Here is a 21,824-nt window from a genome sequence, read left to right as displayed (position 1 = left end):
AGGATTAAAAGCCGCATCCGACCGATGCTCGGATTCAAGACGCAGAAGACCGCCGACATTATCCTTTCTGGGGTCGAACTGGTCCACATGATGCGTAAACAACAGGCGAGATTTGCCTACAATCCAGCGCCATCACTTGCTGAACAGTTCAATACCTTGGCTGCATAAGGTGCGATCAAAGGCTCCCGGTAATTTCGCGGTCTACGTTAAAATTTGCGACAGAACCCTGGCAGCGGCTCCCTGAAAAGTCGTCGGAATACTCATGTGCATCAATACTGGGGGAAGTGGACACGCATGGCTTTTTCCTCCTGACTGATTCGAACGAAAAGCGGGATCAAATAGACAGGCATGCCTACGGCAAGTGTCCAAAACGCGTGAAGCGTGACCGCAAATCCGATGAGCTCCGGAATGATGTTCAGGTAATAATTCGGATGCCTGACAAGACGGAACAGCAGGGACGTTACCAATACGTGGTTTCGAGCGATGATGAGTTTGACTGTCCACTGTCGACCAAGGCTCGCGATCACAACTATCAGGAATGTTGCACCAACAAGATAGATGGCCAGTCCGAGCCAAGTGGCAGTGTCTATGGTGTAGTCAGAGAACGCGTATTCAATGATCGCACACAGATAAAACGCAACATGCGCGACAGCCAGAATGTTTGAGTTGGTTTTGCCAATTTCCGTGCCTCCCTCAGCTTTCAATTTCCGCTCGTTGCTGATCGAAAAGAGGAGCGTCGCCACCCGGAATGTAACAGTAAGAGTGATAAAAAGAGTAAGCATCGCAGTCCCTTGCTCGTTAAGAGCCCGTTCGTTCTGACCGTCGAATCATCGCATCTGTCAGCTGTGTTCTATAAGCGACACCAAGACTTTCTCCAAGGTGTGTTAGTCCATTGGCAAAATCAGTTCTTCAGTTACGACTTGCGTTTGTCAAAAGTAATATACTAATATCACATCAATATTCTCGATGACCATTTCACGAAATACTTTCTGGGAGGAAAATAATGGACCGGATTACCCGCCGACATGCTATCGGGGGACTGGCAGGCATTGCTGGTCTGACCATTCTACCGCGCTTCGCCTTGTCACAATCCTTGGCAATGCCAATTGCACCTGTTGCCCTCAACATCATCGACGTGGCTGGTAACTTGCAGCTGACACAGGCTGCGATTGAGAAATTCGCCAAGGAAAATCCGCAGATCGTTTCCAAAATTATTTTCTCACGCGCGCCGTCGCCTGAACTGCCGGCCAAGCTCAAGGCTCAGCAAACGGCCAACCGCGTCGACATCGATCTGGTTCTGACCGGACCTGGCGCCATGTCTGAGGGTATCACTCAGGGGCTTTGGATCGACGTGTGGACGAAATATGCGGATCTGCTGCCGAAGGCCGATGAGGTCTACCATGAGAAGGCTCTCATGATGCAGAAGAACTTTGGGCAGAACGAAGGCGTAGCTGTCGTTTATTCGCCTTCAGGACCATTGTTCGAATATGCACCGGACCGGGTCAAGACCGTGCCGAAAAATGCCGATGAACTGCTTGCCTGGGTCAAGGCTAACCCCGGCCGTTTTTGCTATGCACGTCCGGTGAATTCCGGACCGGGATGGACGTTCCTGATGGCAATGCCCTATATTCTTGGTGACAAGGACCCGAGCGACCCAATCAATGGCTGGGAGAAAACCTGGACCTATCTGAAGGCGCTTGATGAAGGCATCGACTATTATCCACCAGGCACCGCCGCCACGATGAAGGAATTCGCTGAAGGAACGCGCGATATGGTCGTTTCGACCTTCGGTTGGGATATCAATCCACGGGTGCTTGGCGTTGTGCCAAAGGAAGCCGAAACCTTTGCGCTTGAGGGTACGCACTGGGTTCCCGATACGCAATTCATGTGCATCCCTCGCGGCGTTGCCGACGACAAGGTTGCCGTGTTACTCAAGCTCATGTCCTACCTACTCGCGCCGGCGCAGCAGGCTTACACCTATGATAAGGGCTATTTCTATCCGGGTCCTGCCGTAAAAAATGTTCCTGTGACTTTGGCGCCAAAGGAAAGCCAGGATGTCATCGCCGAATTCGGACGTCCGACCTACGAGGATCTAATTGCGAAATATCCGGTGGAAGCGCCGCTCAAGCCTCAAGCGCTCGTTGCGGCCTTCGAGAAGTGGGACCGTGAAGTTGGCGCCAACAAGGTGAACAAATAGCAGGAATTCAGCATGCGATTTGCTGTCATTGGCATCGATCACCGTCATATCTACCACATGATCGGTGGTCTTATCGAAGCCGGCGCTGAGTGCGCCGGTTTTGTTCCGACGACAACGGACCCCAAGGTCCTGGAGGGTATTCGCGAACGGTTTCCAGACTTAAAGCCCGTCAGCGATGCAGGGGTATTTCTTGATGACCCCGCTATCGATATCATCATTACGGCCGCCGTTCCCTGCGAGCGCTCCGCAATTGCTGTCGCGGCAATGCAGGCGGGCAAAGATGTGATGACGGATAAGCCCGGCATTACCGAGATAAGGCAACTGGCAGAGGTTGAAAAAGTCGCAAAGGAAACCGGGCGGATCTTTTCCATATGCTTTTCCGAGCGCTTCGTCGTTCCAGCAACCGGGGCGGCACAAAGACTGATTAATGACGGCGCCATCGGGCGCGTTATCCAGACCGTTGGGCTTGGACCGCACAGACTTAACCGCACGACACGACCCGCTTGGTTTTTAGATCCCGCGTTTTATGGCGGCATTCTTGTCGATATCGCCTCGCACCAGATAGATCAATTCCTGATCTATACCGGCTCCAAGGATGCACATATCGTCTCCAGCGCGATTGGTCATTTCGGAACCGATGACATACCCGCGTTTCAGGACTTCGGCGAGGTGCTTCTGCGCAGCGAGCACGCAACCGGCTATATCCGCGTCGACTGGTTCACCGCAGAGGGCCTTTCAACCTGGGGTGATGGTCGGCTGGTTATTCTCGGCACACAGGGGACGATCGAACTTCGCAAGTATATCGATATTGCCGGGCGTGACGGAACGGACCACGTCTTTCTCGTTAACGGCCAGGGCACGAGGCATATCGATGCGAGCAAGGAACCAATCACCTATTTCAAAAGCTTCCTCGCCGATGTGCGTGATCGCACAGAGACAGCCATGAAACAGCAGCACGTTTTCACCGTCAGCAAGCTTGCGCTTGAAGCCCAGGAACGTGCGACGGTACTGACCCAGCGTCCATCATTGCGAGCATAGGAGCGAACAAACCCATCATGAAAAATCCCGGCCTTGCAATCATCGGACTTGGCCCCGCCGCATTGCCTCACGCAAAGAGTCTTGTCGACCTGAAAGATCGGGTGGATGTAGTCTGGGCAGCCAGCCGGACGAAGGACCGGACGGACGAGTTCGCGCAGTCCTTCCCGTTTCCGGTTACAAACAGTATCGATATGGCGATCAACGATCCTGCTGTTGATATCGTGCTGGTGTTGACACCCGCCAATGCGCATCTGGAAATCGCTGAAAAGAGCTTTGTTGCAGGCAAGCACGTGCTTCTCGAAAAGCCGCTCGATATAACGTTGGATCGGGCTGAGCGAATTGTCACGCTTGGCCGATCGAGCGGAAGGACTTTCGGCGTCGTGCTGCAGCATCGCTTCCGGCCGGCGAGTCTGCGCCTGCGCGAGGCGCTTGAAAACAACAGGCTCGGCGCAATCGAGGCGGCATCATTGCGGGTGCCTTGGTGGCGGCCGCAGAACTATTACGATGTCGGTGGACGAGGTACCTTCGCCCGCGATGGCGGCGGCGTTCTCCTGTCACAAGCAATCCATGCACTCGATCTGTTTCGTTCGCTTCTTGGTGTGAAAGAGGTCATAGCGTCTCAAATTCGCACCACTTCGCTGCACCACATGGAAGGGGAGGATCACGTGACTGCATTGATGACGCTCGCCAACGGCGCACCAGCCTCGCTGCTTGCCACCACGGCTGCCTTTCCGGGATTTCCGGAGACCCTGGAGATCACCGGCTCGCTCGGTTCCGCGCATTTGACCGGCGGTACATTACAGCTTTCATGGCTTGATGGCCGCAAAGAGATCGTTGAATCCGAAGGCAAGTCCGGCAGCGGCGCCAACATCATGGATTTTCCGCATGATGCGCACCGCTCCCTTATAGCAGACTTTCTGACGGCTGTTGCCGAGAGCCGCGACCCTGTCGTCACAGGCGAAGAGGCGCTGGCAACGCAAAACCTGATCGCAGATATTATTCGCGCTGACCCGACGCATACTCAGCCCCTATAAGCGTATCCTGAAATGCAAAAATCCAGCGCCGCCTCGAGCCTTAACGATTGCGGTCAGAACCGTTCTACTCGGCGATCTGAATAAAGGTCTTCCGCAGAAGTCGAAACGTTTTTCCTTCCGGCATTGTGGGCAATTTGAAACTTGCATCGTTTGGAGTAGAGTGACCCAATGACCCCGCAACGCTTTGTAGAGGCACTCGAATGCGTGCGCTGGACGCGGACCCAGATTGCCGAAGTGCTCAGGTGTGACATCTCGTTGGTGGAGGCTTGGGCAAACGAGAGAGAAAAAATTCCTGTAGAGGTGGGAGCCTGGCTTGAGTCCTTGGCTGAAGCTCACGAGGCATCGGTCGTGCCTCGTACTTGCCGGGAAAAGCGCGCTGCGGACACATGATGCGGCGTCTTGCTGGTCATGGTGTCCGCACGCCTCACGGCATCCTTGCTCAATCGAGCGAACGTGAGCAATGTTCGCGGGGGGCTTCGTGTGTTAATTCGATTTCAAATCAAGAAATCGCCCGTCATAGAGGATTCGTCGGCCGCCTGATTCACCGCCCAAATTCTGACTGGCGCCGCTCCAGGTGATGTCGCGGCTTCATCGAGACAAGGACCATTCACGGGATGACGAACTGCGAACAATATCCGTGAAAGCATTACATTAGTGGGTAGCGAAAATATTAGCCGTCCCGCTGAAAATAAATGCCAGCGCGGCTCCAAGGGCCATCAGTACAAGTACATAGAAAAGTACGTCATGTGGTTCTATCAAATTTCCCTCGTCTACGAAGGGCCTGAGGGTCCCCGGTGTTCACTCCGAGCTGCCAGTGGCTCGATAATCGCAGGGCGTCGAAGGTTACAGGCGGGCTGTAATCCGTCGGTATCCCGGTGCCCGGCTGACCGCCGGGACCCGATTCTGGCATAGGATGCAGTGCGCGTCCTCAATCCGTGGAAGGCGCACGCACGCGGAGTTTGCGGGCAGCTCAGCTGCCCCGAATCGCGCGGCGAACCTCGCTGGCAAAGCCCTTGATGGTGAAGTCCTCGGGAATCTGGTCAATTAGAATGAGGTCCGAAATCGCGTTCTTCAGGCGGAGCGGCAGGATCGCTTGATATGCAGGGGAATTGTACCAGGACGTCGCGGCATCGCGGCTGGGGAATTCCATCAACACGACCGAGCCCGGCCAGGCGCCCTCCACGACGTCGGCAGAGCCCTGGGCCAGCCACCTGCCGCCGAAAGGTGCGACCGTTGCTTCGACCTGTTCGAGGTAGGTCAGTCCCGCGTCGTTCGGAATGTCGCCGGGAATGCGCAGATGATTGATGAGATAGGTCTTCATGATAATGCTCCTTGCGTGGTTGGGGGGAAGAATCGCTCGTCCTAGATCAGTGAGGCGAGCTGTGCCTTCTCATAAGGCCTGAGTTCGTCGATCCGGCCATCGCGCACTTGGCCGGCCAGTCCGGGTCAGTAATCAGAGCGCGGCCGACTGTGATCACGTCGAACTCGTCCGCGCTCTTCCGCGCACGAGTTCGTCGAGCGTTCCGAGCGGCGAGCCGGTTGACTGGCCACGCAACTGCTCCGTGAAGTCGGCGCCGACAAGGCCGACCGGACCCACGCTGATTGTCGGGTGCCCGGTACGTTTGCGGGTCCAACCAGCCAGATTGAGATCCGATCCGGCAAATTCCGGTTCCCAAAAACGCCGTGTGGATGCATGAAACAGGTCCACGCCCGCATCCGCGAGCGGCAAGTATTCCTTCGAGCTCTTTCGGCGTTTCCGCCAGCCGTGCGTCGTGGTCCTGCATCCTCCGCATATTGGGATCTGCCGCGACCGGCCCCTGCGATTGCACTTCGGGATGCGGGCCGGTGCCGGCTTTGCGCGAAAGGCCCTGATGCCAGGGTTGAGGCACTATCCGGCCTCTGGCCTGGTGCACTTCCGCGGCCACCTGCGCCCAGCCGTTCAGGCTGACGGTCGAGATGCCCATGATCACGATTGTGAGAAAGAACGTGTATTTTCGTCCAGCAATGTCGCCGAGACAGCCAAAGACGAGCCCGCCGAACGGCCGCACAACATAGCTGATGGCAGCCGAAAGCAGCGTGAAAATGTACGCGTAGGCCGGATTCCGGCTGGCGCATGTATGGAAAGGGTGCCGTGTCGCCTTATGGGAGCGACTCAAAGGACATTTAAGAATCACCGTTCATAAAGGGAACCAGTCCCGCCATCAGATGATTGCAGCTCATTGGCGTCGCAGGTCCGCTATCGTTCCAGCAGTTTCCGCCATTCCCTTCACACGATCGGGTTCATGGGTTCTCACCGCTTTTATCGTGCGAGGTTGGAACACGAGCATCAAGTGAACCAGAGACGCGCAGCAGGCGTTCGATACCCACCGGAGACATAGGACGGGACAGAAGAAAGCCTTGGAGATCATCGCAGCCGATCTTGCGTAGATAGTCACTTTGCTCGGTAGTTTCCACGCCTTCTGCTGTCGTGCGAAGACCTTTTGCGTGGGCAAGATTAACAATGGCTTTGACAATATCTTCGTCATTGGCCGAGCGGCCGAAGCCCTGAACAAAGCTTCGATCAATCTTTATGCGATCGACTTCAAGCTGCTGCAGTCGTCCCAGTGACGAAAAGCCCGTTCCAAAATCATCAAGCGCGATGGTCACACCCAATGCGCGAAGCGCCCTGATGTTGTGTTCGCAATGTCCGGCGCTGTCGGTAAGAGTACTTTCCGTAATCTCCAGCTCGAGCCGGCGAGGATCCATTCCGATTGCCAGTAGCAGTTTCGCAACTTTCATCGCATAGGCCGGATTTCTCAATTCGACTGCCGACACGTTTACTGCGAGGGTCTGGATTGGCCATGACCTCGATTCCGAGCAAGCCTGCCGCAGGACACGTTCGCCCAACGCTTCGATCAGGCCTGCTTCTTCCGCTACGGGTATGAACACTTCCGGCGAAATCCAGCCGCGTTCCGGATGTTGCCAACGCAGGAGAGCCTCAACTCCGGTGATACGCTGGTCCTTGGCCGAATAAAGCGGTTGATACTCAACCTTTATCTGGGTTTCCGACTTCACGGCCTTACGCAACTCGCGTTCCAGAGCACGGCGCTGCTGCAACATGGCGTCCATCTCTTTACCAAACACCGCAAACCGGCTTCGACCGGCTGTCTTTGCGTGATAGAGCGCTATGTCGGCTTTTCTGACAAGCTCGTCGCCCTCAGTGCCGTCTAGTGGCGCGGTGGCGACGCCTATGCTTACGCCGATGAAGATATGATTTCCATCGATATCGAATGGATACCGCACAACGGTGATTATTTGCTCGCAAAGCGCTTCGAGCGCCGAAAGTGGTCCGAAGTTGGGAACAATGATCGTGAATTCATCGCCGCCGACCCGGGCCATGAAAGTCTTCTGATTGATAATGTCTTTCAGGCGCTTCGTGAACTGTCGGATGAGCTCATCACCCACCGGATGTCCGAGTGTGTCGTTGACCTGCTTGAATCTATCGAGATCAAGATACAGCACCGCCACCGAGGCATTCCTGATGGTTGACAGTGCCCCATCGAGCTTATCGTTGAAATTTGCCCGGTTGGGCAGACCGGTCATGGAATCATGCAGTGCGAGAAAGTTCATCCGCTCTTCGCTGTCGCGCAGCTTGGCGGATCTCAGGCGAAGGACCGCCAGGAGGATCGCCATGATGGCCAACATCAACAGCACAATGCCGACAAATGCCGGGCCAATTTGCGTCATGACCGTGGAACCGGGGCGATAGGGCTGCCAGATGAAATATCCGATGGTGTTCCCGGTGGTCGACCGAAGTGGATAATTATACTCGCCGGCTTGCAACGTGTCTTGTGAGGAATACCGCAGGCCAGCAAAAAGATAGTCCCGCGCAAGGTCTTCTATGAAACTCTTGTCCAGATAACGAACGGAAACGTGCAGGTAGGTTTCATCAACCGTCTGTAAAATGTTGCCGCTGTCAGAGACGATCGGTTTGACGCTGACGATGGCCGGCCGGCTATCCAATGTCAAAATCTCCGAGGCGCCGGCGCTTAACACCCGGTCGCCATAACCGTTGGGATCGGGATGTCGCAAGGATTGCCTGAGCTTTGATGCGAGCGGCGCAACGCTAGGCTCGACGTTATCATAGGCAGCTCGATCGATCTGCTTGCCATCAGCAAAGGCGTACAGAACATTGTCTTTTCCGTCGAGGATATAGACCACATCATGACCAAAATACGTGGTCATCCAGCCGCCAAGATTGTTGTTCAGCCACTCCGCACTGTCGGGGCTCTTGACTTGGCGGACCGCATCATCCCAGACGGTCGCGCTTTCCTGGTCATGAGCGACCGAGAACTGCGACTGCGATAGTACCAAGGCGAGCAGCCGTTCCTGCCGCTCGACAGCAATCTGATCAGTCATGCGACTTGACCATGCGAGCAACGCGAAAATTGCAAAGCAAACAGCCATGGCAATGGCAAAAATTGGCAAAGTCGCCCTGAATAAAAACCTTGGTGACGTCGGGGCAATATCAGTCATAAAGAGAACTCGCATTTCGGCCGTTAAAATCAAAGTATTTAGTCAAAAAGAGGCGGAGACGATAGCCAGAGCGCGTTTGGCAATTACACTGCCTACCCTAGGGGGACTCTAGCGCAAATGCTTTAACAATTTGACTGAGAATGTGTTTCCCATCATATCTCGAAGGTATTGCAGGCCAAAGGGCGTCATTTCGAGCGATCGGTCATTCGACCATGTATAGATGGGTCCTGCGCTTCTCGCAATTGCAGCGGCGGCTGAATGCTAAGGGTGGACCAAGCGAGTAGGTTTGCGCGGTCTGAAATGGTGTTGCTCTTCTGCAACGAAATCCTGCGCCACGTCTGCAAGCAAAAATTGCATGCTTGTTTATCGGCCAATGTCGTGTACCGTGACGCCACTTGCAATCAAATCAGAGGGGGCGTGAAATGGCATCTATTCTCGTGTTTACCCGCCTCTCTGGTGGAACGGCTGTGTTGGCTTCGATGCGATGTGCGTCTCGACCAAGCCGATATTGGCACCAGGGCTTCTAGGCCCAGAAATTCTGCCGGTTGGCATTTCCCATTACCCTGACGTGACTGGCTGACACAGCGACTATTCGCATTTTCCGCGTCCGCATCCGCGCGTCTTTTGACCTTCGAGAGGACCGGCTGCGTCGTTGCACCGGATAAGAAATCATGCGCGAAGCACAAGCGTTAGTTGTTGATACTCTGGCGGCAACAGTCGATGAGCTGTGCCAAAAATTCGGCGTCTGGAACACCGTGTATGCGTTGATTCTGGCTGTCTGGCGGCGCCATCAAATGAAGAACCACATCTCCTACCTGTCAAATCACATGCTTCGCGATATCGGCCTTCGGGATAGCGCGGAAGCGCCCAGTTTCCCACTTTGGGTTATCCTTACCCGGCCTTAGGAAGCGGCCGTGGTTGAGGAGAAGGGAGTGAGAGGGGCGACAGTGACGCCCTTCGCTCCGTTCTTGGATTGCCTCAATCAATATCGGTGGGCAAGACGTACGATCGCAGCTTATGCGAAATAGTGCATGCCCCTTCGAACGATTTTATGGAGAGCGGATTGTTCCAAACTTTTTGGAAAATCATTTTTACGTTACGAACGGTGTCATCGTCTTCGACTATCATGCTTACTCGAGCGTTCCTTGGAAAAGGCGACACTCATGGGATAGTATGGACGACTATCTCGTTAGGATCACGAACATGGCAGCTGAATGGATTTCACGGCTGAAGGGGCATGCCGACCTGATTCAGAAACTTGTCCAAGAAGTTCCCAAGGCACTCGCCCGTCCAAGCCTCACCCTGGAGCAGGCGGAGCGACTCCACGCCGTCATTGAAAAAGGTGCTCACGACTTCGACGAGCTTCTGCAGATCATGGATCAAACGGACGTCGATGAGCAATATCGCCAAGCTGCGGAAAACCTGGCCCGCATCTGGCAACGTCTGAGTAATGAGGCTGAAGTTAAAGTGCGATCGATGATCGTGTCCGACCAGACTTCCGAGCATGAGGATGAGGCGTCTCAACGACAATGATGACGGGGACTGGGTGGATCTTGACCATCGGGACAAACATAGATCATGAAACGGTGATCCAAGTTAGCTTCCGCACACACCTGGCAATGTTCTCGATCTGTGCTTCGAAGATCGCATAATGTCTCATCGGGAACCGCGCTTAAGAAAACTGCTTGAGTGGGTCTGCGGTTCGGTTCCGCTCAAGGCGAGCGGATCATTTAGGATTTCGGGCGCGGATCAGCCGTACGCGAAAGCTCACGAGCTAGCTTCAGAAAAGCTCTCACGCCGGCCGATAGATTTCGGCGTCCCGGATAGTACAGGCAAAGCCCAGGATAAGACGGCGTCCAGTCCGCCAACACACGAATGACCTGTCCCACATCGATCTCTGGAAGAATGTCTTGCTCAAAGAGGTAGCCCAAGCCGGCGCCATCAAGCACCGCAGTTCGCGTGAGGCTGGCCTCATCTAGCGTGATCTGCCCCCGAACGTCTATCTGAACTTGCTCGCCGCCCTTCTCAAACCGCCAGCGAAACAGAGAGCCGTCAGGCAGACGAACACGAATGCAACTGTGAGTGAGAAGATCAGGGGGGACCATCGGTATCCCGTGCTTTTCGATGTATTCGGGGGATCCGACGACAGCATGTCGTTGAGGCCTGCCGAGCGAAACGGCAATCATGTCGCTAGGAACAAGGCCTTCCACTCTAACGCCCAGATCGAACCCGTCCTTAACGATATCCACCATCTTACCTTCGGTGACGATATCGACATTCATGTCGGGATAGCGGCGCAGGAATTCAAGCACGAGCGGTTTGGTGATCGAGCGCGCCGCAAACGGCGCTGCGTTGATCCGTATCGTGCCTGAAGGCGTCTCACGTTGCTCGCGCACCGAACCCAGTGCTGCATGCAGATCCTGAAGCGATGGAGCGACCTGCTGCATAAAAAGCCGTCCAGCGTCCGTCAGGGAGACGCTTCGCGTGGTGCGATTGAACAGTCGCACGCCCAGCGCAGTCTCGAGCCTGCCGATCGTGTGGCTCAGGGCCGTGGTCGACAACCCTAGATCGATGGATGCTGCGCGGAATGTCCCGCGCCGTGCGATCGCAATGGCAGCTTCAAGTTCTTTCAGTGTCGCCTGATCCATTGTCCCGTTCCATTCATCACGTCATACCGTTTCGTCCCCCTTATTCCTACAATTGTCCAGTGCTAAATGTCATTCCGAGCAAAGGAGGACGATCATGACACTACGACTACCCAAGCCCATAGCGGACTATGTCGAGGCTAATGCACAGCTCAATGTGGACGGCATGCTGAAGCCTTTCGCTAACGATACTGTGGTCCTGGACAACGGTGGCCGTCACGAAGGCCACGCCGGGCTGCGGACCTTGTTCGAAGAGGCAGTGATTCCCGCCAAGGCGATCTTTACGCCGGATAGCGTTCGTCACGAGGATGATCAGGTCGTGGTCGAGGGACCTGCCCACGGCGACTTCAAAGGCAGCCCGATCCGCTTCACCTACCGGTTCACGCTCGAGAACGACACCATCAAAGCATTGGAGATCACTGCATGAACATCAAAGCTGATCCGACCGAGTTTGCAGGAAAGCGCGTGCTTATCAGCGGTGGCACCAAAGGTGCTGGTCGCGCCACTGTGGACCGTTTCCTGGCTGGCGGCGCCCAAGTAATCACCGCCGCTCGGGGAGCACCGAAACCCATTGACGGGGTCGAGTTCGTACAGGCGGACCTTACGACGGCCGAGGGCGGGGAAAACCTTGCCAAGGCCGCGCTCGAGCGCTTGGGCGGAATCGATATTCTGGCTCACGTTATTGGCGGATCATCGACACCGGGCGGCGGTTTCGTTGCCCTGACAGATGACCACTGGCTGGCAGAAATAAACCTAAACCTTCTGGCCACGGTCCGCCTTGATCGTTTGGTGATTCCTCAGATGATCGCACGGGGCAGCGGCGCGGTGGTGCACGTCACTTCCATTCAGTCCGTCCTTCCCCTGCCAGAGGCGACCACCGCCTACGCTTCCGCCAAGGCCGCGCTCAAGACCTACAGCAAGTCCATCTCCAAGGAGCTTGGGCCGAAAGGCGTACGGGTCAATGTGGTTTCCCCCGGCTGGATCATGACAGAGTCATCCCAGGACTTGCTCAAACGTCTGCAGGCCGCCAATGGCGGTACGATCGAGGACGCGCGGCAAGTCGTTCTTGACAGCCTGGGCGGTATCCCGATTGGGCGTCCAGCCGATCCCCATGAGGTCGCCGACCTCATCGCCTACCTGGCCTCGGATCGAGCTGCTGCGATCCACGGCGCCGAGTTCGTCATAGACGGCGGCACTGTTCCGACGGTCTGATATCACGTCACCATTTTGGTCAGGCGGGTGTGTCCCACCCGCCGATCTGGGAATAAATCGCATTGCGAAGATGGCGAACGGCGCGGTTCAGGGTGGCCAATTCCTGTGGCGTCTGGGTCGAAGCTGCCAGCAAGGTATCGCTAAGACAGCCGGCCTTGTGCTGCAAGGCACGTCCTTTGTCAGTCAACCCGATAACCACCTGCCGCTCGTTGCTCAGGTTTCTGGTCCTGCACAGCATGCCAGATGTCTCGAGCCGCTTCAGCAACGGCGTCAGCGTGCTGGATTCCAAGGCAAGGGCATTAGCAATGGCGCCGACCGTTTGCCCGTCACTACTCCACAACACGTTGAGCACGAGATACTGCGGATAGGTTAGGCCCAACTCGTCGAGAAGAGGCTTGTAGGCGCGCTGGATAGCGATGCCGGCCGTATAGATTGCGTAGCACAACTGGTCGTGCAGGGGAGGCGGGTCGTTAGGGGGGTGGGTCATTTTGAGCTCCTGTCGAACTTCATATAACCAATCCAGAATAAAAAATAAATATCGCGATAAGAATTATCTTGACGTCCAATCCAGACTCTGTCAGCTTAAAGATATTGCGATAATAGTTATCGCAATTACAAAGGAGCAAGTTATGACGTGCAAGACCACGACCACCATTGCCGCCATTGCAGCTGCTGCAGCATTGTCTGCCGCAATACCGGCAAGTGCCGCTGATATCATTCCTCAGAACCAGTCGGTCAGAAACGTCGTACTTGTTCATGGCGCTTTCGCAGACGGCTCGGGCTGGAAGGGTGTCTACGACATCCTGACGAAGCGCGGCTATCGCGTCACCATTGTCCAAAATCCTCTGACTTCTCTTGCGGACGACGTTGCCGCCACCAAACGTGCGCTGGAGCGGCAAGATGGACCAGTCATTCTCGTCGGGCATTCGTGGGGCGGCACAGTAATCACGGAAGCTGGTGTCGATGCAAAGGTCGCAGGGCTCGTTTATGTCTCCGCTCTCTCCCCCGATGCAGGCGAGACGACGGCTCAGCAATACGAGGGATTTGCTCCCGCATCGGAATTCGTCATCGAGACCAGCAAGGATGGTTTCGGATATGTCAGCCCGGCAAAGTTCAAGGCCGGTTTTGCCCATGACGTCAGCGATGCCGATGCTGCGTTCATGAGGGACGCGCAGGTGCCGATCAACATGTCGGCGTTCGGGACGAAACTTGAAAACGCTGCCTGGCGCACCAAGCCGAGCTGGGCAGTCATCGCCACTGAAGACAAGGCATTTGATCAGGCAATGCTGATCCACATGGCAGAGCGCATCAAGGCAAAGGTTACCAAAGTGTCGGCAAGCCACGCCCTGTTCATGACACAGCCAAATGTCGTCGCAGACACGATCGATGAGGCCGCGAAGGGCGTAGCGGCGAAGAAATAGTGGGAGACCCAGCGCGGTCATCGGGAAGGCCCCAATGTCCCGATGGCGCGAACCGCTGCTGCGACCCAGGTGGAGTAGGAGAGAAGCGGCCCATAACGGACCGACTGATCGCTGTATCACAGCCCCGCACCTTCGTTTCAAGACTCTGCAGCACTCTCTTAGTTTTTGTTAAATCCATTCATGGAGGTAATCATTTGACCCCGGATACCCATGACCAATACGCACCAGAAAGCTCACTCAACCCGCGGGGTAAAATTGGAGATGTTTTTGACTTCATCGTCTGCGGCTCTGGCTCCAGCGGCTCCGTTGTTGCTGCGCGACTGGCGGAAGATGGCAATGCAAGCGTTCTCCTGCTTGAGGCCGGGGGCGACGATGCGGCCGAGACTGTTTCAAACCCTGCGCAGTGGCCACTTAATCTTGGCACTAGCCGGGATTGGGGATTTGTCGGCGAACCGGCGTCTGGCCTGAATGGGCGACGTCTTCCTCTCAGCATGGGCAAGGGGCTTGGCGGTGGTTCGAGCATCAACGTCTTGGTATGGGCAAGAGGACATAAGGACGATTGGGATCACTTTGCCGCTGAGGCCGGTGACGATGCGTGGGGGTACCAGTCTATTCTCGGCTACTATCGCCGGATCGAAAATTGGCAGGGAGCACCGGACCCGGCCCGCCGAGGAGTGGGAGGTCCCGCCTACGTTGCGCAGCCACCGGCCCCCCAGCCAGTCGCAGAGGCTATGTTGCGTGCGGCATCCACGATCGGCATTCCTGTTTATGACAGCCCGAACGGTGAAATGATGGAGGGTCCGGGCGGCGCGTCGCTAGCTGAGCTGCGGATTCGGGATGGAAAGCGTGAATCCGTGTTTGGATCCTACGTCCGTCCGCTCCTGTCTCAGCCCAACCTGACAGTGCTTACAGATGCATTGGTCACACGCCTCATCTTCAATGGCAAGCGCGCGACGGGGGTCGAGGTCCTTGTCGATGGCCAGAGGCGCCAGTTCACGGCGCGTTGCGAAACGGTATTATCGCTTGGCGCAATCAACACGCCAAAAGTGTTGATGCAATCGGGTGTCGGCCCGGAGGATGAGCTGAAAGCTCATGGCATTCCTGTGGTTCAACACCTCCCTGGCGTTGGTCGTAATCATCAGGATCATATCGCATTCGGCTGCACATGGGCATATCGAAAACCGGAAGCCGTAGGCGGGACCGGTTGCGAAGCAAAACTCTACTGGAAGAGCGACGCACGGCTTTCCCAACCGGATATTCTCCAGTGCCAATTGGAGTTTGCGGTACCATCGCCGATAGAAACAGGGCTTCAGACGCCGGAGCACGGCTGGACCATGTTCAACGGTCTCGCCCAGCCAAAAAGCCGCGGCCGGTTGCGGCTTTCTGGACCCGACCTAAACGATGCGATGCTGATCGAACCGAATTCTCTCAGTGAGCCGGAAGACATGGCTGCGGCGTTGGTTGCGGTGGAATTATGTCGCGAGCTCGGAAATAGCGATGCCTTCGCCCCCTTGGTAACATGCGAGACAGCTCCGGGCGCGCGCGATAGGTCAGGGATGATCGATTTTATCCGGCGGTCTGCGGTCACCTATTGGCATCAGACGAGCACAGCCAAGATGGGACGCGACAGCATGTCGGTGGTCGATAATGAACTCAAGGTCTACGGTGTGGATGGTCTTCGCATAGCCGACTCTTCGATTTTGCCGCGGATCACCACCGGCAATACGATGGCGCCTTGCGTCGTCATCGGAGAGCGGGCGGCCGATTTGATCCGGACATCTCATAGCCTCATGGTTTGAGCAGACGTATTAATCGATCCGTCTAAGGCTAGCTTTCAAAAGTACGGCGGCGCCTGCACAGGTGCGACCGTTGTTTAGCGGCCAGCGTGCCATAGGATGCCCAGTCCTATATGAATAGCAACGGACATTATCACGAGTATTCAGCGCTGAGCTATTTCGGCAATTTTCGGGTTGTGGGTTCATATCCGTTCAAGAGGCACTACGCAAAAAATTAACCAGTCATACGAACCGAGTAAGCAACAGACGCTTACAGGCCGAAAAAACCAGGCCGGGACACCAAGTTGCTAAGAAAGCCCCTCCTGCCAAGCCTGGCATACGGTCCTTATGCTAGGACGAAAACCCAGGCTACGGGCGAGAGACGTGTCGACATGCAGGTACCATGGATTTGCAAGAGGCTCGGAACTTGGATCCAACTGGTTTCCCACCATGCTCGCGAGTTCGTAGATTGAGGAGGGCACCTCGTCGGCCAAGTTTACCACATGCCGATCGAAAGCACCCTCCAGCGCCAGCGTGACTGCTTGTGCGATGTCACGATGGTGGATCGTGCTCATGCGTTGGGCCGGATGCCAGGTGCTGACGTGCTTGGGAAGAGATTCGAGATGTCCGTCACCATCGCCATAAACGAAGGGGAAGCGAAGGATTGACCAGTTCAGACCGCTTTCGCGCAGTTCCTTCTCCGCAGCCACTTTGCTTGCGGGATAGGCGTGCTGTGGGTCGACCGGATCGTCTTCCCTTCCCGGATGCGGATTGTCCTTATTGTAGACATGGCTGGTGCTCGACATGATGAACCGCGCGTCGGGAGCATGGCTCTTCACGGCGGCAATCAGGTTGCGTGTCCCATCTAGGTTGCTCTTCCAGATAAGATCGGCGTCCTGCGTGCGAAAGACGGCGGCGAGGTGCACAATAGCGGAAACTCCCTGGACGGCGTTCGTCAGGGTTGAAGGGTCGAGAATGTCGCCCGTTACGGCTTCTATTCCCTTGGGGCAGGCTTTGCCCGCCCGGAGCAGGACACGGCAGGCAAACCCGGCCTCCACCAGCCGCGGCAGAAGTCGCTCGCCAACGAGCCCGGTGGCTCCGGTGATCAATACGGTCATTTGTTCAATCCTTACGCAACAGGGCCTGCAGTTGTTCGGTCGCTGATTTGAGGACACGGATGGTCGTGGCCAGGTCGGCCTCGTCGATCCCGCCGAATGCAGCGTCGTGAATGAAAGAAAGATCGGGAAGTTTGCGCCACAGCGCCTCACCTGCAGCTGTCAACGTCAGCAGACGTTGACGTTGATCGCCTCCATTTGCGGTCTGCGCGACCAGGTCCTTTCGGACCAGCGTGGCGATTATTCCGCTCAAGGTCGCCCGTTCGAGTTCGAGTGCCCTTCCGAGGTCACGCTGGACGGACGGGCCGTTGTTGACGAGATGCCAGAGAACATACCATTGCGTGGATCCCAGATCGAAGGGCCGCAGGCGCTCATCCATGAGCGCCCGGCCGGCGAAGTAACACCGCTTCGTCCATGCTCCCACGGAGATTTTTTTGGTATCCGCCTGATCGCGCAAGGGAAAGCCCGTCCATTTCGTTCGCTACCATACGATAATTGCAAGGTAGCGAACGAATGTCAAGACCCGACGAGACCGGGTCAGGTGAGGTGATGTCAGCGATGTTGGGCCAGAAAGCTGCGCATGATGACGGCCGTCTTCGACGAAAGCGATGCGATGGAGCGGGCAATCCAGGCGACCATCCGCGATGCGGCAACGGCTTCAAGGTAGCCGTGGCCCTCGGGGCGTCCCGCATCGACCTGGCCGGGCCCGTAGTGCCTGTCACGAAAGCGATGTCATGGGCGAGCGCTATCGCCACCGCCTAACATGGTCGACAAGTGCCCGAAGCTTCGGAGCAAGATTACGCCGGCTGGGGTAATAAAGAAAAAAGCCGGCAAACGGAGGGCAATACTCCCGAAGGAGGGGGACCAACTGACCGGATTCGACATAGGGTTTGAAGGTGTCCTCCATCCCGAAGGTGATGCCGCCGCCGGCACATGCTGTTCGGATCATAAGCCACATGTCGTTGGTGGTGATTTGGGGGTCGACAGCCACGTCGAACTCGCGTCCATGCTGGCCGAATTCCCAACGATAGGGTGCGCTGTGTGGCGCCGGACGCCATCCGATGCACCGATGGGCAGAAAGTTCCGAAGGATGCTCGGGGTTGCCGAAGCGTTCGATGTAGGACGGCGCGGCGAAGGCGCCCTGACGCTGCTCGCCCGACACCCGAACCGCAATCATATCCTGATCGATGACTTCGCCCAAACGTACCCCCGCGTCATAGCCCTCCGCGACAATGTCGAATTCCTTGTCCGTGACGGTCACGTCGATCTGAACGGCGGGAAAGGTGTCCGCGAAACGCGCCAGAAGCGGACCGGAGATGAACTGCTCGGCGATCGATGACACTGCCAGCCTCAACCGTCCGCTCGGTGCGCTGTCGCGGTCCGCCGTCGCGTCGAGCGCCAGTCCGACTTCGGAAATAGCCGGCGCCACCCTCTGATACAATTGTTCGCCTGCCTCTGTGAGACCGACACTGCGCGTCGTGCGCCGTACGAGCGCGACACCCAGCCGATCTTCGAGACGGCGGATGGCCTGGCTGACGGCTGGCCGTGTGACGCCCAAATTCTCCGCGACCATGCGAAAGCTTCGCGCTTCGGCGACTGCCAAGAAAACAGAAATGCCATTCAGATCGACTGCCATTGGTTAGAATTAGTTACCACGGTGGTCATCATTGGGCAAGTTGTTCGCTCTCATTGACGCATCTACCTTGGATCTCACAACCAGGAGACAGCCGATATGACGCTTGATCACTACAAACTTCTGGGGCAGTCGGGCTTGCGAGTTTCGCCGTTGAGCCTCGGTACGATGACCTTCGGTTCCGATTGGGGATGGGGGGCGGACGGCGACGAGGCCCGCCGCATCTTCGATCTCTATGTCGACCGGGGCGGCAACTTCGTGGACACTTCGGTAAATTACACCGATGGCCGCGCCGAACGCCTGCTCGCGACCTTCATCGGCGACAAGCGCGAGCGGATCGTCCTTGCAACGAAATTTACGATGGCGCGCGAACCGGGCAACCCGAACTCCGGAGGCAACCACCGCCTGAACATGGTGCGCTCCGTCGAGCAGAGCCTGACGCAGCTCGGCACGGATCGCATCGACCTCCTTTATCTCCATGCATGGGACATGACGACCCGGCCAGACGAGGTCATGCGAGCGCTCGACGACCTCGTTCGGTCCGGTAAAGTGCTCTATCTCGGCATCTGCAACACGCCTGCATGGCGCGTCGCACAAATGCAAACGCTCGCAGACATCCGCGGCCGGTCTCCTTTCGTGGCGCTGCAGATCGAATACAGCCTCGTGGAGAGGACCGTTGAGCACGAGCTCCTGCCGGCGGCTGCGGCTTTGGGCTTGGGAGTGCTGCCCTGGTCGCCGCTCGGCGGTGGCGTGCTCACGGGCAAATACTCCCTTGCCGACGTCGAGGATTCGCGAGAGGCGACAGCTGCCAGCCGAAAGGGTGTCATAGCTCCGTCCGGGCATCTGAACGAACGTGCGATCGAAATTGCGGACGAGGTTCGAGCCGTCGCCGAGGAGGCCAACTCCACACCATCGCGCGTGGCGCTTGCCTGGACGCTGGCCAATCCGACCGTCGTCTCCCCCATCATCGGCGCCCGCACGCTCGCCCAGGCCGAGGACAATCTCGGAGCTCTGGATCTGGTGCTTGCACCGGAACAACTGGATCGACTGAACCGGATCAGCGCACCGAGCCCCGTCTTTCCCGGTCGCTTCACGCAACGCCCCCTCGTCCAGCAACTAATCTTCGGCGGTGCCGCAGTCGAACGCCGCAACTGACCGCAGCTTCATGGCAGGTCGATAGGCCTGGCAAGCCCTCAGCAACAGGAAAGGATAAATACCATGACCATTCTCCCGGCAACACATTGGGTCGCCGGTGCGAGCCGAACAGCTCTGATCACACTGGTATTGCTGTCGCTCGCCCTGCCGGGCGCAGCCATTGCCACCACCGCGGCAACGCAGGTGCAGGCTCCGGACAGTGCCGCGATCGAACGGCAGAACAGGGCGATCGTCGAAGCCGCCTTCGAAAAATGGCGCGGGGGCACCTACGTCTTCGCGGAACTTCTCGCTCCCGACGTCGTGTGGACGATCCATGGCTCCGGGTCGGTCGCCGGCACCTATCGCAACCAGAAGGACTTCATCGAACAGGCATCACGTCCCCTGACCAGCCGCCTTGCGACGCCGGTCGTGCCGGAGGTGCATGACATTTTTGCCGACCGCGACACGATCATCATCCGCTTCGACGGAACGGCGACCACGACGTCGGGCGCGCCTTATCGCAACCAGTTTGTCTGGATATTCAAGATGAAGGACGGCCTCGTCGTCAATGCGGAAGCCTTCCTGGACCTCGTTGCCTATCAGCAGGTCGTCGACAACAACGCCCCACGTTCCCAATGACCGACGCCCGCGGTTTCGGCAGAACTGAGTGTCTGCCGAACCGACACCGCGCGCACATGCGCGATCGCCTCCATACCGAGAACACTAACGCTTAACGGAGCCCGACCATGCGACAGCCATTTGCAGCACTCATCACAGCGGCCACCCTTTCGATCCAACCCGTGGATGCACAGGAGACCAACTTGCAGCCGAACCATCCCTATGTTGGCATGTGGGTCACCGACGACAACCGAGTTCGCCATGAACTTCTCCCGGGCGGACGTTATGTCGAGGCCCGCGGTCAGCGTGAGCGAGCCTATGAGGGCCGCTACGAAGTCGACGGGACGCATATCGAGTACTGGGACGACACGGGCTTCACTGCCGACGGCGATTTCGTCGATGCCAACACACTGCACCATGGCGGCATGATCTTGCGTCGCAAGCCAGCGACGCCCTGACATACCAGAGGGCATTCGCGATGCGAAAACAGCTCAAAGCAATGGGTGCCGCAGGTCTTCCTCATCCATCTGACAGGGTCGGATGCCATTTCCCGTCGCCCCGTCATCGTGTTCTGTCCACCTCTCGCAAGAGGTCGATGAAGGCCCGAAGCGGGGATGGGACGTGTCGGCTGCGCGGGTAATAGAGGGCCAGACCAGGGGTCGGCGGGCACCAGTCATCAAGCACGGTCACCAACTGGCCGGACCCCAGAAACGGCTGGGCGAAGTATTCCGGGACATAGGCGATACCGCGCCCGTTCGCCGCCGCCTGCACGAGAAGATCATTGTCATCGAGTGTGAGGCTACCCGGCACATCGATCGCGACTTCGGCGCCGCGTTGGGAAAACTCCCAGCGATAGCGCTTTCCGCTCGGCAAACGTTGGCGAACGCAGCAATGCGCATGAAGATCGTCGGGTGTTTGCGGTCTTGCCTTGCCGTCGAGATAGGATGGCGCCGCCACGGCGATGAAACGCACGTCGCCACCGAACTTCACTGCGATCATGTCTTTCGGGACGGTTTCCAGCAGGCGTATGCCGGCATCGAAACCCTGTTCGACGATATCGACGAGCCGACCTTCCGAAACCAGATCAAGCTCGACATCGGGATAAAGATCGAGAAAGCGTGGAACGACGTCAGCAAGCAGGATGCGGGCACCGCTCTTGTTCGCATTGATCCGAAGAGAGCCACTTGGGGTGCCGCGTTCCTCCGAGAGGGTATCGAGTGCCTGATCGAGATCCTGAAGAACCGGATCGAGGCGTGCGAGCAGGCGAGCGCCGGCCTGGGTCAGCGACACGCTGCGTGTCGTCCGGTTGAAGAGCCGCACGCCCAGCTTTGCCTCCAGAGCGATGATCGCGTGGCTGAGTGCCGAGCGCGAAACGCCCATTATGTCGGCCGCTCGACGAAAGCTCTGGTGACTGGCCACCGCCGCAAAGGCGGCGAGATCGTTCAAACTAGGGCGCACCATTCGTGAAATATCCTCACCATCTCATC

The 21,824-nt window shown here is 57.1% G+C and carries 23 protein-coding genes and 2 pseudogenes; 14 read left to right on the top strand and 11 right to left on the bottom strand.

Features of this window, described 5'->3' with window-relative positions; genetic code table 11:
- Nucleotides 1-168: pseudogene (locus FHS21_RS23470) on the top strand (IS6 family transposase); the annotation flags it as partial.
- A gap of 101 nt (nucleotides 169-269) precedes the next feature.
- On the opposite strand, the gene FHS21_RS23465 reads toward FHS21_RS23470, so the two are convergent.
- Nucleotides 270-782, bottom strand: coding sequence for an isoprenylcysteine carboxylmethyltransferase family protein (locus FHS21_RS23465; RefSeq protein ID WP_183664269.1), 513 nt, complete (start codon nucleotides 780-782; stop codon nucleotides 270-272).
- 221 nt (nucleotides 783-1,003) lie between these two features.
- Between FHS21_RS23465 and FHS21_RS23460 the strand changes: the two genes are divergently transcribed.
- The 3 genes from FHS21_RS23460 to FHS21_RS23450 are packed head-to-tail and all read left to right on the top strand — an operon-like array spanning nucleotide 1,004 to nucleotide 4,269.
- Nucleotides 1,004-2,197 carry an extracellular solute-binding protein gene (locus FHS21_RS23460; RefSeq protein WP_183664267.1) on the top strand — a complete coding sequence of 398 codons (1,194 nt, stop codon included), beginning with the start codon at nucleotides 1,004-1,006 and terminating at the stop codon, nucleotides 2,195-2,197.
- A 12-nt stretch (nucleotides 2,198-2,209) separates the two neighbouring features.
- On the top strand, nucleotides 2,210-3,235 hold the full coding sequence (locus FHS21_RS23455) for a Gfo/Idh/MocA family protein (RefSeq protein WP_183664265.1): 1,026 nt from the start codon (nucleotides 2,210-2,212) through the stop codon (nucleotides 3,233-3,235).
- 17 nt (nucleotides 3,236-3,252) lie between these two features.
- A complete protein-coding gene (locus FHS21_RS23450; RefSeq protein WP_183664263.1) occupies nucleotides 3,253-4,269 on the top strand; it encodes a Gfo/Idh/MocA family protein in 1,017 nt (338 codons plus the stop codon).
- 970 nt (nucleotides 4,270-5,239) lie between these two features.
- Here the strand turns inward: FHS21_RS23450 and FHS21_RS23445 are convergent.
- From FHS21_RS23445 to FHS21_RS23430, 4 genes and pseudogenes are all read right to left on the bottom strand, one after another.
- On the bottom strand, nucleotides 5,240-5,590 hold the full coding sequence (locus FHS21_RS23445; RefSeq protein WP_112532452.1) for a DUF1330 domain-containing protein: 351 nt from the start codon (nucleotides 5,588-5,590) through the stop codon (nucleotides 5,240-5,242).
- Nucleotides 5,591-5,743: 153 nt separating this feature from the next.
- Nucleotides 5,744-5,977, bottom strand: coding sequence for a hypothetical protein (locus tag FHS21_RS30875; protein WP_183664288.1), 234 nt, complete (start codon nucleotides 5,975-5,977; stop codon nucleotides 5,744-5,746).
- A 223-nt stretch (nucleotides 5,978-6,200) separates the two neighbouring features.
- Nucleotides 6,201-6,443: pseudogene (locus tag FHS21_RS31625) on the bottom strand (MFS transporter); the annotation flags it as partial.
- Nucleotides 6,444-6,549: 106 nt separating this feature from the next.
- Nucleotides 6,550-8,667, bottom strand: a complete 2,118-nt coding sequence (locus FHS21_RS23430) for a bifunctional diguanylate cyclase/phosphodiesterase (RefSeq protein WP_246411161.1) — start codon at nucleotides 8,665-8,667, stop codon at nucleotides 6,550-6,552.
- A 788-nt stretch (nucleotides 8,668-9,455) separates the two neighbouring features.
- Here FHS21_RS23430 and FHS21_RS23425 point away from each other — a divergent pair.
- On the top strand, nucleotides 9,456-9,689 hold the full coding sequence (locus FHS21_RS23425; RefSeq protein ID WP_183664258.1) for a DUF1127 domain-containing protein: 234 nt from the start codon (nucleotides 9,456-9,458) through the stop codon (nucleotides 9,687-9,689).
- Between the two features lie 298 nt (nucleotides 9,690-9,987).
- Nucleotides 9,988-10,317: a hypothetical protein gene (locus FHS21_RS23420; RefSeq protein WP_210283602.1), complete on the top strand. Its 330-nt coding sequence runs from the start codon at nucleotides 9,988-9,990 to the stop codon at nucleotides 10,315-10,317.
- A gap of 197 nt (nucleotides 10,318-10,514) precedes the next feature.
- Here FHS21_RS23420 and FHS21_RS23415 read toward each other — a convergent pair whose 3' ends face one another.
- A complete protein-coding gene (locus tag FHS21_RS23415) occupies nucleotides 10,515-11,432 on the bottom strand; it encodes a LysR family transcriptional regulator (protein ID WP_183664255.1) in 918 nt (305 codons plus the stop codon).
- 94 nt (nucleotides 11,433-11,526) lie between these two features.
- Here FHS21_RS23415 and FHS21_RS23410 point away from each other — a divergent pair, with 94 nt between their 5' ends.
- Both FHS21_RS23410 and FHS21_RS23405 read left to right on the top strand, forming a co-directional pair.
- Nucleotides 11,527-11,856: a nuclear transport factor 2 family protein gene (locus tag FHS21_RS23410; protein WP_183664253.1), complete on the top strand. Its 330-nt coding sequence runs from the start codon at nucleotides 11,527-11,529 to the stop codon at nucleotides 11,854-11,856.
- The gene (locus FHS21_RS23405; RefSeq protein ID WP_183664251.1) at nucleotides 11,853-12,641 is read left to right on the top strand and encodes an SDR family oxidoreductase; all 789 of its coding nucleotides are present in this window, start codon (nucleotides 11,853-11,855) and stop codon (nucleotides 12,639-12,641) included. The genes FHS21_RS23410 and FHS21_RS23405 overlap by 4 nt, the downstream gene beginning before the upstream one ends.
- A gap of 19 nt (nucleotides 12,642-12,660) precedes the next feature.
- Here FHS21_RS23405 and FHS21_RS23400 read toward each other — a convergent pair whose 3' ends face one another.
- The gene (locus FHS21_RS23400; protein ID WP_183664249.1) at nucleotides 12,661-13,128 is read right to left on the bottom strand and encodes a MarR family winged helix-turn-helix transcriptional regulator; all 468 of its coding nucleotides are present in this window, start codon (nucleotides 13,126-13,128) and stop codon (nucleotides 12,661-12,663) included.
- A gap of 142 nt (nucleotides 13,129-13,270) precedes the next feature.
- On the opposite strand from FHS21_RS23400, the gene FHS21_RS23395 reads away from it, so the two are divergent.
- Together FHS21_RS23395 and FHS21_RS23390 are read left to right on the top strand one after the other, a co-directional pair.
- The gene (locus tag FHS21_RS23395; RefSeq protein ID WP_183664247.1) at nucleotides 13,271-14,062 is read left to right on the top strand and encodes an alpha/beta fold hydrolase; all 792 of its coding nucleotides are present in this window, start codon (nucleotides 13,271-13,273) and stop codon (nucleotides 14,060-14,062) included.
- Nucleotides 14,063-14,256: 194 nt separating this feature from the next.
- On the top strand, nucleotides 14,257-15,861 hold the full coding sequence (locus tag FHS21_RS23390; protein WP_183664245.1) for a GMC family oxidoreductase: 1,605 nt from the start codon (nucleotides 14,257-14,259) through the stop codon (nucleotides 15,859-15,861).
- A gap of 284 nt (nucleotides 15,862-16,145) precedes the next feature.
- Here the strand turns inward: FHS21_RS23390 and FHS21_RS23385 are convergent, their stop codons facing one another.
- On the bottom strand, nucleotides 16,146-16,955 hold the full coding sequence (locus FHS21_RS23385; protein WP_183664243.1) for an NAD-dependent epimerase/dehydratase family protein: 810 nt from the start codon (nucleotides 16,953-16,955) through the stop codon (nucleotides 16,146-16,148).
- A gap of 4 nt (nucleotides 16,956-16,959) precedes the next feature.
- Nucleotides 16,960-17,331 carry a MarR family winged helix-turn-helix transcriptional regulator gene (locus tag FHS21_RS23380; protein WP_246411160.1) on the bottom strand — a complete coding sequence of 124 codons (372 nt, stop codon included), beginning with the start codon at nucleotides 17,329-17,331 and terminating at the stop codon, nucleotides 16,960-16,962.
- A 134-nt stretch (nucleotides 17,332-17,465) separates the two neighbouring features.
- On the opposite strand from FHS21_RS23380, the gene FHS21_RS23375 reads away from it, so the two are divergent.
- The gene (locus tag FHS21_RS23375) at nucleotides 17,466-17,714 is read left to right on the top strand and encodes a hypothetical protein (protein WP_183664238.1); all 249 of its coding nucleotides are present in this window, start codon (nucleotides 17,466-17,468) and stop codon (nucleotides 17,712-17,714) included.
- Here the strand turns inward: FHS21_RS23375 and FHS21_RS23370 are convergent.
- The gene (locus tag FHS21_RS23370; protein WP_183664236.1) at nucleotides 17,698-18,588 is read right to left on the bottom strand and encodes a LysR family transcriptional regulator; all 891 of its coding nucleotides are present in this window, start codon (nucleotides 18,586-18,588) and stop codon (nucleotides 17,698-17,700) included. The two genes, FHS21_RS23375 and FHS21_RS23370, sit on opposite strands and share 17 nt — an antisense overlap.
- Nucleotides 18,589-18,684: 96 nt before the next feature.
- Between FHS21_RS23370 and FHS21_RS23365 the strand changes: the two genes are divergently transcribed.
- From FHS21_RS23365 to FHS21_RS23355, 3 genes are all read left to right on the top strand, one after another.
- Complete coding sequence (locus FHS21_RS23365) at nucleotides 18,685-19,740, top strand: aldo/keto reductase (RefSeq protein ID WP_183664234.1); 1,056 nt, start codon at nucleotides 18,685-18,687, stop codon at nucleotides 19,738-19,740.
- Between the two features lie 63 nt (nucleotides 19,741-19,803).
- Nucleotides 19,804-20,358, top strand: a complete 555-nt coding sequence (locus FHS21_RS23360) for a nuclear transport factor 2 family protein (protein ID WP_183664232.1) — start codon at nucleotides 19,804-19,806, stop codon at nucleotides 20,356-20,358.
- 107 nt (nucleotides 20,359-20,465) lie between these two features.
- The gene (locus FHS21_RS23355; protein WP_183664230.1) at nucleotides 20,466-20,795 is read left to right on the top strand and encodes an Atu4866 domain-containing protein; all 330 of its coding nucleotides are present in this window, start codon (nucleotides 20,466-20,468) and stop codon (nucleotides 20,793-20,795) included.
- Nucleotides 20,796-20,898: 103 nt separating this feature from the next.
- Here FHS21_RS23355 and FHS21_RS23350 read toward each other — a convergent pair whose 3' ends face one another.
- A complete protein-coding gene (locus tag FHS21_RS23350; RefSeq protein WP_183664228.1) occupies nucleotides 20,899-21,798 on the bottom strand; it encodes a LysR family transcriptional regulator in 900 nt (299 codons plus the stop codon).
- Between the last annotated feature and the right edge of the window lie 26 nt (nucleotides 21,799-21,824).

Origin of the sequence: Phyllobacterium trifolii (assembly GCF_014192095.1) — a bacterium.
Taxonomy (GTDB): Bacteria; Pseudomonadota; Alphaproteobacteria; order Rhizobiales; family Rhizobiaceae; genus Phyllobacterium; species Phyllobacterium trifolii.
The sequence above is the reverse complement of the archived record's forward strand: the minus strand, read 5'-3'. Positions and strand labels throughout refer to the sequence as shown.